Here is a 13,939-nt window from a genome sequence, read left to right as displayed (position 1 = left end):
CCCAGTCACACCCGCGGCCAGATCGTCACCGCACTACGACTACTCGAACGCAAACAAGTCACCCTCCCACCCAAGAAACACGGAAACATCCCACTATGAACGACGAAGCGAATCATGACGCAGCGAATCCGAGCGAGGTGGTTTCCCCGTCCCCTGCGGCTGTTCGGGTGGTGAAGGGCAATCCGAGCGATGAGGAAATCGCCGCGCTGGTGACGGTTCTGACGGCTGCCCAGGGCGGGTCCGAGTCGACGGGCGATTCTCGTCCTCGTGAGCTGTGGGGTTCACCGGAGTTGCTGCATCGCCGATTCGCACCTCAGTCGGCGTATTCGTATGCCGCGTCGGGTCGCTACCCACGGTGACGATGCGCTCGTCCGACGCTGCGCCGGGGTCTGTTCGTCTGGTCCTGGCGTCGGCGTCGCCTGCGCGTCTGTCGGTGCTGCGCGGTGCCGGGGTGGAGCCGATCGTCCGGGTGTCGGGTGTCGACGAGGATGCGTTGACAGCAGCGCTCGGGCCGTCGGTGTCTCCGGAAACGGTGGTCACGGAACTGGCCCGAGCCAAGGCCGCCGCGGTGGCCGAGACGTTCTCGGATTCGAGCGACGATCTGGTGATCGTCGGCTGCGATTCGATGTTGGCCATCGGCGGGGAGCTGCACGGTAAGCCACATTCGGTCGAGGTGGCGCGCACGAGATGGCAGTCGATGGCGGGCAACAGCGGCGACTTGCTGACCGGCCACGCTGTGCTCCGGGTGACCAACGGAGTGGTCGTGGCGCAGGCTGCAGCGCACAGTTCGACCGTCGTCCACTTTTCGACGCCGTCCTCGGTGGACCTCGAGGCCTACCTCGACTCGGGTGAACCGTTGTCGGTGGCCGGGGCGTTCACGTTGGACGGGCTCGGGGGCTGGTTCGTCGACCGCATCGAGGGCGATCCGTCGTCGGTGATCGGCATCGGCCTACCGCTGGTGCGAACACTGCTCACTCGTGTGGGTACGTCTCTGGCCGCACTGTGGGGCAGCGCCCCGTCCTGACCGTCCGGATCCGCCGACCGCTGGGCCGGACGGAGCCGAGTTCTGCCGTCAGGGCAGAAGATCGATCAATTCGCGAGCCCACTCCTCGGCCATGGTCTTCGGCTTGATGTTCGACGAGCTGTCGTGCCGAGCATGGGTACCGACCTGCTTGCCGCCGAGCTCGGTGAGCTTCTCGGCGATGATCTCGCCGCCGCGGTTGAAGGTGTCCTCGTAGACCCGGTCGCCCAGACCGAACACCGCGAACTGCAGTCCCGCGAGGTCCGGCGCGTCCTCGACGAGCGCATCGAAGAAGGGTTCTGCACCGGTGGGGAGCTCTCCGTCTCCGTAGGTGGAGCAGATGACCACGTGGAAGTCGTCGGTGTCGATGTCGGACACCTCGTACTCGAGCATGTCGCGTACCTCGGCGTCATGATCGCTGAGCACGTCCGCAATCTTGTCGGCGACCTCCTCGGCCGTACCGGTCTCGGACCCGAACAACACGACCACTGCCATGGATCGCTCCCCTTTCTCACACCTGCTCGAACACTCGAACAGTCGGAAAGCATAGCCTCACCGGCGATCCGGTCGAAAATCCGTCCTTGCCCGCGGTTGTGACTTGTCTCGAGGTCACCAGAACTCGGGCGTCAGGCCCCATCGATCGAACTCCACCTCGACCAGCCCTCTCAGGTGCTCTTTGCTGGGAAAGCTGTCCGGATCGAGCCCGGTGACGCACAGGGTGGCGCGTTCGCCCGATTCGTTCCACCAAGCGCTGACTCCTCCGCCCGTGCGGCGTAGTAGGGCCACGTCGGTGTTCTGCGTGATGGACCTCATCGCCACCGCGGTGGCGTCCAGACCACCGATGGTCCGCAGTGCGACGCCTCTGGCACCGAGATTCGAGCACAGGCACAGCGGGGCCGAGCCCGACGCGGCGAGTTTGGCCACGATCGCGTCGGGCAGCAACTGCATCAGCGGTTTGAGGAGCTCGAATGTCGTGGTGACCGTGCGATCGGCCTGGGTTCTGAATGCCTGCTTGCTCGCCGCTCGAATTGCTCCGAGATCGTCGAGATACGTCCCTCCCGGCTCGACGTGGATCGAGACGCCGGACGTCGCGTTGGCACGCCGATCACCCGTGGTCCTGGTACTGACCGGAAGGGCGACGCGTACCCGGTCCTCGGTCGAGACTCGGCCGCTCCCGGTCAGTATCCCGAGCACCACCGCGACCAGCAGGCTGTTGGAACTGCCCCCTTTGCTCGCCGCGGCGGCAGACCACTCCGCGGACAGACAATCGACGACGACGGTGCTCGGCCTCCACGCGCCCTCGGCAGGGGCGACGATCTCACGCGGACGGTCGGCACCGGTGCCCTCGGGTGTTCCTGCGCTCGCGTCGGCGGACGCCGTGGACCGTGCCCGTACCGCCGCCACCGCGGTGCGGCCGAGCGCTCGTGCCGCACCCGAGAGCGCTGCACCGACACGGCCGAGACCATCGGAGAGATCGGCACGGGAGATCGCCGTCGCGGACAGGGGACCGTCATCGAGGCCGACACGCAGAAAATCGTCGGGGACGGCGTGTCCGGCCAGCGCGGCCGCGGCTGCGGAGGTGAGCGCCCCGCCGTCGCCGACGACGTGAGAGCCGACCAACGACACGACCGTGCCGCCTTCTTCCACCGACGTGGCCGACAATCGCCACGCCGGTCCCCCGATCGGATCCAACGCCACGGCGGCCTCGTCCTCGATCCACCTGTCGACCGCCGCGCGGGCGATCGGTGGCCCTATAACCACCGGATCAGCGGATCGACGCGCTGCGGTCCAGCTGTCACGGGCTCCGGGCAGCCGGGCCCGTCGAACGGATCGATCGATGGGGCCTTCGGCGAGCATTCGCCACATCGATCGCAGCGCGTCCGGAGCGACGGCGCGGTCGAACCGCCAGACGATCTGGTTCACCACCGGTACCCCGAGAACGCATTCCATGCGGAGGAACAGGTCGTCGTCGTACGTCAGTCTTTCCACCCCGCGAGACTATCGCTGCACGAGCGCGGACGCAGGTGGGCCGCAAATGTGTTTCCCGCCATATGTTTTCCGATCCGAACTGCGGCGTGCGGGACTGATAGGTTGAGGACGTTTTCCACGCCGACGCGACTGCGAGTGACCCTATGAAGTTCGTGATGCCATTCAACGGCAGTCGCGGTGACGTGACGCCCGGTCTTGCACTCGGCGTCGAACTCGCGGATCGCGGACACGACGTGGTGTTCGGCGCACCACCGAACCTCGTGGACTTCGCTCGCGCGAAAACGGCTGAGTCCGAACGAATCGGCGTGCTCTCGTTCGGGCCGGACACCCAGCGACTGCTGGAGTCGGAGTTGATCAGGGTGCGCATCAAGTCGCGTAACCCGCGGACCAAGATGGCGGCACTCGCGGAACTGGCCAATCACGGCTGGGATCAGATGACGGCCGAACTCGAACGGATGGCCCAGGGCTGTCACGCGATCGTCACCGGTTCGCTGGGGCAGGAGATGGCGTTCAACATGGCGGAGTCTACGGGCAATGCCTTTGTGGCACTTCACTACTGCCCGCTGCGCCGCAACGACGTCGTGCCCGTGACCCCGGGCATCACGTTACCGGGGTACGTCAACCGGTCGATGTGGGCGCTGGCGGAGTCGATGCGCTGGAAATCCATGAAGGCCCGCGAGAACGCGCAGAGGAAGTCCCTGGGTCTCGCACCGACGCGTCATTCGCTGCCTGTTCGGTCCGAACGCTACGGCGGAGTGGAGATTCAGGCGTACGAGTCGGCGCTGTTCCCCGGGCTCGCAGAACAGTGGGGCTCACACCGCCCGTTCGTCGGATTCCTGGGGCTGAGCAGCGCTGGCGTCGATTCCGATCCTGCGTTGGAAGAATGGCTGCGGGCAGGCTCCGCGCCGGTGTACTTCGGCTTCGGCAGCATGCCCGTCCCCGATCCCGCGGCACTGCTGCGCATGATCGAGAACGTGACCCGAAGGCTGGGCGTTCGCGCTCTCGTCTGTGCCGGCTGGAGCGACCTGGCCGGTGCCGATCCTGCTGCAGTCCAATCGAATTCGAATATCATGATCGTCGAGTCGGTCGATCACGCGAGCATCCTGCCGCAATGCGTGGCTGCGGTCCACCACGGTGGCGCAGGCACGACGGCTGCCACGGCGCGGGCCGGCCTGCCGACACTCGTCTGCTGGTTCAGCGCCGATCAGCCGTTCTGGGGTGCCGCGCTGCGCAGGATCGGAGCCGGCACCAGCACGAAATTCTCGACCTTGACCGAATCCGTTCTCCAGCAGGGCATTACCGATATCACTACCGCCCGCGCCAGGCAGGCGGCACGCCGATTGGCCGGCTCGGTCGCCCCGACTGCAACTGCGGTGGCCGCAGCTGCCGACATCACCGAGGCGGCAGCGCGGAACCGCTGACGCACTCACCAGAAGCGCGCAGTCAACTCCCAGCGGCCCAGCGCCTCCGCCAGATGGTCACGCAGTGCCCGGTCATCGACGAATCGATCTGGGTCCATGGCGTGGACGGTCACGGTGACGCTTGCGCCCGTCTCGCACAGCCAGGCCGTCAGCCCACCGTCCAACGATCGCGCGAATGCGGCGTCGGCACCCGCGAAGGTCGCCCTGCCCGATACGGCACGAGCTCCGATACCGGCCACCGTGGTGAAGACCTCGGGCAGAGCACCCAGGTTCGACGCCAGGCCTTCCGCACCGTCACGCGGTTGTGGAACACGCGCGACCACGGCGTCGGGCAGCATCTGCACGAGGGCCTGCGAGATGCCTGCGGGTGGTAGACCGGCAGCCTGCCTCGCGGCGAAAGCGGTGAACGCCGCCTTGCTGATTTTCCGAATCGTCGACAGATCGCGGTCGGCCGCGTCGGTGACGGGGACCTCGATCTTGACGATCTTGGTGGCATTGGAGCGAGTGTCGTCGACGGTGCGATCGCTGACCGGCAGTGACCACTGCACCGAGTCTCCGATCGAGGCTCGCCCGGCCTGCCCGGAGGCTGCCGTGAGAACGGCGATGAACAGTGAATTGGACGTGCCACCCCATCGTTGCGCAGCCGCTTTCCAAGTACCTGCGTCCACCTCTGCCACCGCGTGAGGCGATACCCAGTCTGCATCCACGGCACCGGCCGTCGGCTGCGAACGAGTCGGCTGCGAGCGCGGGACAACGACGTCCGGACCGGATCGGGTGGGAATCGGTAGCGCGGACGCAGCGGTGTTCGCCAACCAGCCGGCTACGGACCGCACCTGCCCCACGGCGTCTCGCAGGTCCGAGCCGATGGCCGCGATTCCGTCCTCGGTCGGAACCGACCGAGGGTGCACGGACGGGGAGTTCGCAGCCGCGAACGCGGCGATCAGAGCGCCGCCGTCGGCGACCATGTGCGAAGCGACCAACGAGAGCACCGTCCCCCCGTTGGTCAGAGGAGCTGCCGCCAGTCGCCAACCGAGACCGGTCTCGGGATCGATGTCGTCATCGATACAACCGTCGGCCCAGGCCGACACTTCGGTCGATTCGATGAAGTGTGGGTGAAAATCCAATGAATGGGAGACGTTCGAGGCCACCCATCGAGCGCGGGCAGTAGGCACCGTCGACGAGACCACTCGGCGCGCGAGCAGACCGCCGGACAGGTTGTCGCGTAGCTTTTCCAGGTCCACTCGCTGGACGGTTTCGTCGAACCACCACAAGAACTGGTTGTAGACGGGATATCCGATGCCGTGATGCATTCGCAAGAATAGGTGATCGGCAAATCCAATTCGAGTCACGCGCCGAACCTACTACATCCACGAACCAGGGGCAGTGGTGTCAATTCGCCACACCAATGCATTCACATTCGGCAATAGGTGCACGAAAAAGGCGTCCCGAATGTGTCCCGGACCATGTTCGATCCATTCGGTGGCGTGGGTCGTGTTTTGGGTCGCACGACAGTTTGCACCACACTTCGATTGTGAACTATCATCACGCTGACCAGCAAAGTCAGTGATTCGTTCATAAGATACGACAATCGGACGCTCCCTCGACTCCCGATCGGCGACCGGCGAGTCAAGACGCCCGACAGTGAGAAGTATTACTTTTTCGCGCTGCGAAATAATTCCGCTTTCGCCCTATCGTGTTCTCTGAACTCACTACGGGTCGACGGCAACGACGTTGTTCTTTCAATGCGGAAAGCAGCAATCCAACAGCAATCGGATAAAGCGACCGGTCGGCTGCCCGATCATCGCCGACGGGTTTACACGATCGACTCGACCGTAATCGAACGTGCAATACCGAACCAACGCCGCGCACCGCCGACCGAGCCCGGAACGGAAGAGGACTCCCATGGAATACACCGAACTCGCCGACTACCCCCTCCCCGCCGGTCGCCTGACCGAGTGGGTCCCCCGCGTCGACGACGACCGTTGGGAACCGGACCCCCGCGGTCTGTCCTACACGCACCAGGACCATTGCGAGCGCAGCGCTCCGGGCTCGTGGATCGGCACGGTGTTCGAGATTCATCGCCGCTACGACGTCGAGGCAGTGCGCGCAACCATCACCGCGTACATGGGTCGGCACGAGGCATTTCGGACCAAGGTCAGGCGCGACGAGGAATCCGGTTCCTGGCTGCGCTACACCGCACCGACAGATGCAGTGCAGGTGACCGACCGGGCACACACCGAACCCCGGACCGAGACTCAGGTCTTCAGCCATCTGCACTCCTGGTTCGGCGACACCGTCTCCCCGACGGCGTGGCCGCATTTCGTCCTCGCGACCATCGAACCGGACGATGCCTCCCGCGCTCTCTCGAACGGGCCGGGAGAGTCGTTTCTGCTTGCGTTCGCCGCCGACCACTCGGTGATGGACGCCTACAGCCAGATCTACGCCATCAACGAGATCGACAAGCTCTACGCGCACGCCCTCGAAGGCATCGACCCCCAGTTGCCCGAGGTCGGCAGCTATGTGGACTTCAGCCAGTCCGAGAGGGCTCTCGGCGAGACACTGACCGGTGACCACAGCGCCGTGCGCACCTGGCAGGACTTCCTGGCCGTGGAGGACGGACGCTTTCCCGCATTTCCCCTTCCGGTGTCGGTCGACCGGTCGCTCACCGGCCCGGCCGCACAGAGCAGCATCTCGTCCTGGCTGCTGACTTCCGAGCAGTCGGATGCCTTCAACGCTGCATGCCGTAACGCCGGGTACAACATGCAGGCCGGAATACTGGCCGCTCTGGCGCTGACGAACGTCCGCCTGTCCGGTCGCACGACGTTGCGCACCGTGATGCCGATGCACACCAGAGACGAACAGAAGTGGGCCGCGGCGGTGGGTTGGTACGTCGGGATTCTGCCCATGGAGATCGAGCTCGGTGACGCTCGCACCTTCGGGGAGGCAGTCGCGGCTGCAGCAACTGCAGGCGCGGCGAACAAGGGGTTGGCACGGATGCCGTATTCCAAGATCGCCCAGATCCTCGAGTCGACAGAAATTCCTCGATTCGTGGTGTCCTACATCGATCTTCGATTCCTCCCGGACGCCGAGCAGTGGCAGGACCGCAAGGGTCGGGCTCTGCGGAGCAACTGCCACGCCGAGGACGAGGTCTACTTCTGGGTCAACCGGACGCTCCAAGGGCTCAACATCTCTGCGCGATTCCCCAGCTCGGATGTCGCGTCGACCAACGTCCACCGCTTCATCACCGAGTTCGTCGCCGTGCTGACGGCAGTGATCGACTCCGACAGTGGTACCGATACGGTGCTCACGTCGGCCTCACGGTCGGTGACCGTCGCCGCAGAGTGAGTCGTCGAATCAGCCCGCGGCCCTTATCGAGGAGGATGAAGCGACCATGATCATCACCGCTATGGGCAGATGGAATCCTGCTCCCGGCCGACTGCTCGAATGGCACCCCACTGCGACTGCCCGTGCGAGTGGCCAAGCGGCACCTGTCGATTCGACTCCGGTCTCGTTTCTCCAGGAGGACCACCTGAAGGCCGCGTGGGCGGCCCGCGAACGCGGCGATGTGCACACCGCGTACACCGGGGTGGCAACCGAGATCGACGGTGACGTGGACACGGATGCGATCAGCCGCGCACTGGCCGCCTACGTGCTGCGTCACGAGGGCCTTCGATGCTGGTTCGAGGTCGAGGGAAACAACGTCGTTCGGCATCTCGCCCCGCCCGAGGTCGCGGCGTTCGAGGTGACCGACGCCGGAGAAACCACGGACGACGACCGATTCCAACGGTACGTACGAGGGCGTTTCTCGTCCGAGGCGACCGCGGACGCCTGGCCCGGATTCGTCGTCGGTGTCGTGGCCCGGCCCGGCAGCTTCACCCTGTACTACGGCGCAGATCACGCATTCACCGACGGCGGCTCGCAAGCGTTGGTCATCAGCGAGTTGGCCGATCTGTACGCACTCGAGACCGGCGCGGACGTACCTACCCCGGCAGAGGCAGGCAGCCATCTGGCCTACGCCGCCGACGAACGGGCTCGAGCCGCGACGTTCGGAGCCGATTCTCCCGAAATCGCGGCCTGGCGAGACATTTTCACCCGACACGACGGCCGGATGCCTCGGTTCCCGCTCGACCTCGGCCTCGCGCCCGGCGAGAAAGCTCCGGTCCGCATCGTCGAACGCGACCTGTTGAGCAAAGAACTGACCGCTGCATTCGACGCCGCATGCAAGGCCGCCGGGGCCCGGATGAGCAGCGGCATATTCGCCGCCGTCGGGATCACCGACTTCGAGTTGGCCGGTAACACCGACTACTTCGGGATCACCGTGCTCAGCACCCGGCATCACGGTGACTACGGACAGTCCCAGGGATGGTTCGTCAACTTCGCTCCGGTCGCATTCGAGGTGGCGGGACACGACAGGTTCTCCGACGTCGCGGCTGGAGCCCACCGAGGCTTCGAGCAGGCCAAGCAGATCGCGGAGGCTCCGGTGCACGCCGTGCTGGGCGCGCTGGCCGCCGACGGCACTCTCGATAGCGAGTTGGCAGTGAGTCCGAACATGCTCTCGTACATCGACTTTCGCTGGTTCCCCGGCGTCGGACGAGACGCGGACACGCGCGCGAAGCATTTCACCGGCGAGGGTTCGACGTCGAACGCATCGATGTGGATCAACCGAGACGGTGAGCACCTGTACCTGGTGGCCCAGACCCCTGATTCCGACGTTGCCGCCGTAGCGGTGAAGCGGTACCACGATCATCTGGCGCATGTACTGGAAACCATTGCACGCGAGGGTGATTACAATCTGACGCTCGAAAATCTGGTTCAGGAGCCGGCCGGTGCGGGTCACCTCGATCACTGAGTACACCCCGCGCGCGGGCACCGTCGTCGAGTTCACCGCCGTCGTCACCGGGAAACCGCAACCGTCGACGGTTCCGCCGTCGTTCAACCAACGGTTTCACCTCGGCGATCTGGACGAAGCCGAGCGCGTCTGGATTGCCGGAGCCTTCGAGGTGCAGGGCAGGCTCGACACCCGCGCTTTGGGGTGGGCCTTCGAGCGCCTGATCGACCGACACGACACCCTGCGTAGTTCGTTCGTTCGCGCGGCGGCGGGAATCGAGCGGATGGTTCACGAACCGGGTGCGGTCGAGATGAGGGAAACCACTCGAACCACCTTCTCGTCAGGGTCCATGCTCCGGAGTCACCTCCGAAGTTCGCTTGAACTACACTGCGACGCACGACGATTCCCGTCGTACACCTGTTTCGGAATCGATCGGCCGGACACCTCGACGGTGTTGTGCGCCTTCGATCATTCCAACGTCGACGCCATGTCGATCGCAGTCGTGGTCGACGAGATCAACACCCTGTACGACGCCTACCGCCGCTGTCCGTCGAACCCGGAGGCAGCCCTGCCTCCGGTCGGTGGGTTCGTCGAGTACTGCCGTGTCGAAGCAACCCAGCCACTCGTCGATCCCACGGACGAACGCATGGTGCGGTGGTCGAACTTTCTCACCGAGTGCGGTGGCACCACGCCGCGTTTCCCGCTCGACCTCGGCGTCGCCGAGGGTGAAACCGCGCCTCAGGCAACGACTGTCACGCCCTTGCTCGACGCGCAGCACACCCTCGACTACGCGGAGCTCTGCGCCCGTTCCGGAGCCGGGATGTTCGCCGGGGTCGTCGCTGCGATCGGGCAGGCGTGCGCCGGGATAGGCGGACCGAGCCGCGTGCCGTTCCTGTTCCCGTTGCACACCCGCCATCAGCAGCAATTCTCGCGTGCACTGGGCTGGTTCACCACGAACGCTCCCATGACCGTGGAGGTAGAACACGACCTCACCGACACGATCACCGCGGCCCACACAGCGTTTCGTGCAGCACTGCCACTGAGCACCGTTCCGATCCCCCAGGTACTGAACAACCTCGGTGATGCGTTCACCTTGTCGCGTCGAGACGTGTTCATGGTGTCGTACATCGACTACACCAGAATCGGTGGACACGAACGCTTCGACCGAACCGATGCACACCACATCAGCAACGCCACGGTGTCCGACGACGCACAGTTCTGGGTTTCCCGCACCACGGCGGGCCTGGCATTGCGGTCACGATTTCCCGACACTGCACAGGCACGCTCGGTGATGAATGCGTTCACCGCCGAACTCGTCGCCCTCCTGCGGGTCTCCACAGCGAAACCCGAGAGCGCTGCCCTGACGCCCTGACAAAGTCGTTCCGCAGGCTCCACTCCTGCCCTCATAGAAGTCGTTCCGCGGGCTCCACTCCTGCCCCGTGACAGAGGTTCCGCATAGGATCGACAGTGCAGACCGTCCACCCCCGGGCGGGCCGCCAGCCGAATATCTTCCGTAGGAGCCGATACGTGCCTGTACCAACCGATTCCAACGCAACGTTCGCCGACTATGCGCATCCGGATCGTCTCGTATCGACCGAATGGCTCTCCGCTCATCTCGGTACCCCCGGCCTTCGGGTCGTCGAATCCGACGAGGACGTGTTGCTCTACGACGTCGGCCACATTCCCGGCGCGGTCAAGATCGATTGGCATCTCGACCTCAACGATCCGGTCACCCGCGACTACATCGACGGCGAGCAGTTCTCGAAACTGATGAGCCGCAAAGGCATTTCCCGGGACGACACCATCGTCGTGTACGGCGACAAGAGCAACTGGTGGGCCGCGTATGCACTGTGGGTCTTCACGCTGTTCGGACATCAGGACGTGCGTCTGCTCGACGGTGGCCGCGACGCCTGGTTGTCGGAGAACCGCGACACCACCCTCGACGTGCCCGAGTTCCCCGCCACCGACTACCCGGTGATCGAACGCGACGATGCACCCATTCGTGCGTTCGCCTCCGATGTTCTCGGCTCGCTCGGAACGGTGCCGCTGATCGACGTTCGCTCCCCCGCCGAGTACACCGGCGAGCGCACCCACATGCCCGACTACCCAGAAGAAGGTGCACTGCGCGGAGGTCACATCCCCACCGCCGTGAGCATCCCCTGGGCCAAGGCAGCCGCACCGGACGGACGGTTCCGGTCTCGCACGGAACTGGACGAGATCTACTCCGGTACCTCCGCCACCGACGACGTGATCGCCTACTGCCGGATCGGTGAGCGTTCGAGCCACACCTGGTTCGTGTTGACCCATCTGCTCGGGTACCAGTCGGTGCGCAACTACGACGGCTCGTGGACCGAATGGGGCAACGCCGTTCGCGTCCCGATCGCCAAGGGCGAGGAGCCCGGATCGGCTCCGGCCACACGATGAGCGCCTTGCCGGAATCCCTGGCCGAGATAGTCGAGGACTTCGCCGCGGTGGAGGGGCAGGACAAGTTGCAGCTGTTGCTGGAGTTCAGTCGCGAACTGCCTCCTCTGCCCGACCACCTTGCTCAGGATGCGATGGAGCCGGTGCCGGAGTGCCAGTCTCCGCTGTTCCTGTCGGTGGATGCAGGCGATCCGGCGCGGGTCCGGCTGTACTTCAGCGCCCCGCCGGAAGCTCCGACCACGCGGGGGTTCGCCTCGATCCTGGCGCAGGGACTCGACGGTCTCGGCGCACAGGAGATCCTCGACGTACCGGACGATTTCTACTCGGCTCTGGGGCTGAGCGACGCGGTGAGCCCGTTGCGACTGCGCGGTATGTCGGCGATGTTGGCGCGGATCAAGCGTCACCTGCGTTGAACGGCGACGGCGCAGGTGACGTGCCGTCGTCTTGATCGATACAACGCGTCGTCGTTAGACTCGGAGGCAGGGCCCCTGGAGCCCAGTCCCCCCGATGCGTACGACGAAGGTTGGTTGCTGCCGATATGGAGTTCACGGAGTTGGCGGACTACGCGGTTCCCGCGGGCACGCTCACCGAGTGGATACCCAGCGTCGGCCCGCAGGCCCGCACTCCGGAGGCTGCTGGCTGGCATCCCGACGCCAGGCCGACGTCCTACGTCCACGAGGCACACCTTCGTACGAGCCTGAGCAGTCCTCGCCGCGGTCGTGAATCATGGCTCGGCGCGGCCTTCGAAATCGCAGGCCCGCTGGACAAGCCCGCGTTTCGCCAGGCAGTGCTGAACTGGATCGACCGGCACGAGGCGATGCGTTCGAGCGCGTCGATCGACGAGGTGACGGGCGAGATGACGAGGGTGACCGCCGCGCAGGGTGCCATCGACATCTGGCAGGTCGAGCAGGAACGGTGCGCGCAATCGAGTGAGGTGTTCGAGCACCTGCAGTATCTGTTCGACGAGTTCACCTCACCGTTGATCTGGCCCGCCTACGCCTTCGTGACGCTCGAACCGGTGGACGAGACGCGTCCGATCACCGTGTTCTTCGCAGCGGATCATTCGATCATCGACGGCCTGTCCACGGTGCTGGTCGCGCACGAGATAGCTGCTCTGTACGGCGAGGAACTCGGTGGTGCGCCCGCTGCCCTGTTCGAGGCCGGCAGCTACCTCGACTTCGGTTCCTCCGAACGCGAGAGGAATGCAGAGCTGGAGCATTCCCACGACGCGGTGCGGATATGGCGGGATTTTCTCGTCGACGGCGAAGGCGAGCTACCGGCCTTTCCACTCGACATCGGAGATCCGAGCCCGGACGATCTGCCGCAGGGCGGTTTGTCCGCGTGGGTGCTCGACCCGGACCAGGCCGACTCGTTCTCGGTCGCCTGCCGCAAGACCGGACACAGTCTGTTCGCCGGGTTGCTCGCAGTTCTGGCCATCACCGGCTCCGAACTGGGCGGCGGCAATCGTTTCCGCACGGTGACGCCGGTGCACACTCGCGACGAACCGCAATGGGCGTCGGCGCTGGGTTGGTTCGTCGGACTGTGCCCCATCTCTTTCGACATCGCCGGTGCGGACTCGTTCGGTTCGGTGGTCGCGGCGGCCTCGGCCGAGGTGAAGAAGACCAAACCGATCGCCCGAGTTCCTCTCGATCGCGTGTTCACCACTCTGGGCTATTCCGCCCGCCCGCGTTTCGTCGTCTCCTTCATGGATGTGCGGTTCGCGCCTGCCGCCGAGCACTGGCCGGACTGGAACGCCCGAGCATTGCGCAGCAAGCAGTACCAGCACGACGTGTACATCTGGATCAACCGCACGCCGCAGGGGATCAACATCGCGGCTCGCTATCCCAACACCGAGCAGGCGACCGCGCGTGTTCACGAATACGTCGGTGCCTTCCGAAAGTTGTTGAGCGATGTTGCGGACACGGGTACCGCCCGATTCCCCCTCACGGGCGACGAGCGATCCGATATCGGACATACCGACACCGGTCAGATCGCTACCAATCAGTAGCTCACTGCGGCTCGCCGCCGGTCAGCTGCAGCTCTGCAGACCGATTGCAGCGATGACAGTGCCGATGCTTAGACTCCGACGTGACGTTCGTAACGAAGCACGCGAGAAACACATCCGTAGGAGGCTCAGTGCCCAGCCATGCCAGTGCTCAGATCACCAAGGTTCTTGTCGCCAATCGTGGTGAGATCGCGGTGCGGGTGATCCGGGCTGCGGCCGATGCCGGGTTGGCCAGTGTCGCTGTGTACGCCGAA

The 13,939-nt window shown here is 65.1% G+C and carries 13 protein-coding genes; 10 read left to right on the top strand and 3 right to left on the bottom strand.

The window, feature by feature from the left end:
* The first annotated feature begins 95 nt into the window (after positions 1-95).
* Positions 96-359, top strand: coding sequence for an acyl-CoA carboxylase subunit epsilon (locus tag CH283_RS17605; RefSeq protein WP_094639340.1), 264 nt, complete (start codon positions 96-98; stop codon positions 357-359).
* A gap of 2 nt (positions 360-361) precedes the next feature.
* Positions 362-1,024, top strand: coding sequence for a Maf family protein (locus CH283_RS17600; protein WP_094639339.1), 663 nt, complete (start codon positions 362-364; stop codon positions 1,022-1,024).
* Positions 1,025-1,072: 48 nt separating this feature from the next.
* On the opposite strand, the gene CH283_RS17595 is transcribed toward CH283_RS17600, so the two are convergent.
* Both CH283_RS17595 and CH283_RS17590 read right to left on the bottom strand, forming a co-directional pair.
* Positions 1,073-1,516 carry a flavodoxin domain-containing protein gene (locus CH283_RS17595; protein WP_068051234.1) on the bottom strand — a complete coding sequence of 148 codons (444 nt, stop codon included), beginning with the start codon at positions 1,514-1,516 and terminating at the stop codon, positions 1,073-1,075.
* Between the two features lie 114 nt (positions 1,517-1,630).
* Positions 1,631-3,010: a hypothetical protein gene (locus CH283_RS17590; protein ID WP_094639338.1), complete on the bottom strand. Its 1,380-nt coding sequence runs from the start codon at positions 3,008-3,010 to the stop codon at positions 1,631-1,633.
* A gap of 155 nt (positions 3,011-3,165) precedes the next feature.
* On the opposite strand from CH283_RS17590, the gene CH283_RS17585 reads away from it, so the two are divergent.
* The gene (locus CH283_RS17585) at positions 3,166-4,431 is read left to right on the top strand and encodes a glycosyltransferase (RefSeq protein ID WP_255183253.1); all 1,266 of its coding nucleotides are present in this window, start codon (positions 3,166-3,168) and stop codon (positions 4,429-4,431) included.
* A 5-nt stretch (positions 4,432-4,436) separates the two neighbouring features.
* Here CH283_RS17585 and CH283_RS17580 read toward each other — a convergent pair whose 3' ends face one another.
* Positions 4,437-5,741 (bottom strand): hypothetical protein, encoded by a 1,305-nt coding sequence (locus tag CH283_RS17580; protein WP_094639336.1) that lies wholly within the window; start codon positions 5,739-5,741, stop codon positions 4,437-4,439.
* Positions 5,742-6,333: 592 nt separating this feature from the next.
* On the opposite strand from CH283_RS17580, the gene CH283_RS17575 reads away from it, so the two are divergent.
* From CH283_RS17575 to CH283_RS17545, 7 genes are all read left to right on the top strand, one after another.
* Entirely contained in the window at positions 6,334-7,776 is a 1,443-nt protein-coding gene (locus tag CH283_RS17575) for a condensation domain-containing protein (protein ID WP_068051242.1), read from the top strand.
* A gap of 46 nt (positions 7,777-7,822) precedes the next feature.
* Positions 7,823-9,280: a condensation domain-containing protein gene (locus tag CH283_RS17570; protein WP_094639335.1), complete on the top strand. Its 1,458-nt coding sequence runs from the start codon at positions 7,823-7,825 to the stop codon at positions 9,278-9,280.
* Positions 9,258-10,631 (top strand): condensation domain-containing protein, encoded by a 1,374-nt coding sequence (locus CH283_RS17565; RefSeq protein WP_176460361.1) that lies wholly within the window; start codon positions 9,258-9,260, stop codon positions 10,629-10,631. The genes CH283_RS17570 and CH283_RS17565 overlap by 23 nt, the downstream gene beginning before the upstream one ends.
* 155 nt (positions 10,632-10,786) lie before the next feature.
* Positions 10,787-11,683, top strand: coding sequence for a sulfurtransferase (locus tag CH283_RS17560; protein ID WP_094639333.1), 897 nt, complete (start codon positions 10,787-10,789; stop codon positions 11,681-11,683).
* Entirely contained in the window at positions 11,680-12,093 is a 414-nt protein-coding gene (locus CH283_RS17555) for a SufE family protein (RefSeq protein ID WP_037188062.1), read from the top strand. The genes CH283_RS17560 and CH283_RS17555 overlap by 4 nt, the downstream gene beginning before the upstream one ends.
* A gap of 125 nt (positions 12,094-12,218) precedes the next feature.
* On the top strand, positions 12,219-13,688 hold the full coding sequence (locus CH283_RS17550) for a condensation domain-containing protein (RefSeq protein ID WP_094639332.1): 1,470 nt from the start codon (positions 12,219-12,221) through the stop codon (positions 13,686-13,688).
* A gap of 128 nt (positions 13,689-13,816) precedes the next feature.
* The coding region (locus tag CH283_RS17545; protein WP_141215285.1) for a biotin carboxylase N-terminal domain-containing protein at positions 13,817-13,939 on the top strand (123 nt) is incomplete at its 3' end.

It is taken from the genome of Rhodococcus sp. 05-2254-2, from assembly GCF_002259095.1.
In the GTDB taxonomy this organism is placed as follows: Bacteria; Actinomycetota; Actinomycetes; order Mycobacteriales; family Mycobacteriaceae; genus Rhodococcoides.
This window is presented reverse-complemented; position numbering and strand designations above follow the sequence as displayed.

Bases quoted from the DNA above. Each gene is read 5' to 3' on its own strand.
- CH283_RS17570 (WP_094639335.1), top strand. From the start codon at position 7,823: ATGATCATCACCGCTATGGGCAGATGGAATCCTGCTCCCGGCCGACTG.
- CH283_RS17580 (WP_094639336.1), bottom strand. From the start codon at position 5,741: ATGCATCACGGCATCGGATATCCCGTCTACAACCAGTTCTTGTGGTGG.
- CH283_RS17585 (WP_255183253.1), top strand. From the start codon at position 3,166: ATGCCATTCAACGGCAGTCGCGGTGACGTGACGCCCGGTCTTGCACTC.
- CH283_RS17550 (WP_094639332.1), top strand. From the start codon at position 12,219: ATGGAGTTCACGGAGTTGGCGGACTACGCGGTTCCCGCGGGCACGCTC.
- CH283_RS17575 (WP_068051242.1), top strand. From the start codon at position 6,334: ATGGAATACACCGAACTCGCCGACTACCCCCTCCCCGCCGGTCGCCTG.
- CH283_RS17595 (WP_068051234.1), bottom strand. From the start codon at position 1,516: ATGGCAGTGGTCGTGTTGTTCGGGTCCGAGACCGGTACGGCCGAGGAG.
- CH283_RS17555 (WP_037188062.1), top strand. From the start codon at position 11,680: ATGAGCGCCTTGCCGGAATCCCTGGCCGAGATAGTCGAGGACTTCGCC.
- CH283_RS17600 (WP_094639339.1), top strand. From the start codon at position 362: ATGCGCTCGTCCGACGCTGCGCCGGGGTCTGTTCGTCTGGTCCTGGCG.
- CH283_RS17605 (WP_094639340.1), top strand. From the start codon at position 96: ATGAACGACGAAGCGAATCATGACGCAGCGAATCCGAGCGAGGTGGTT.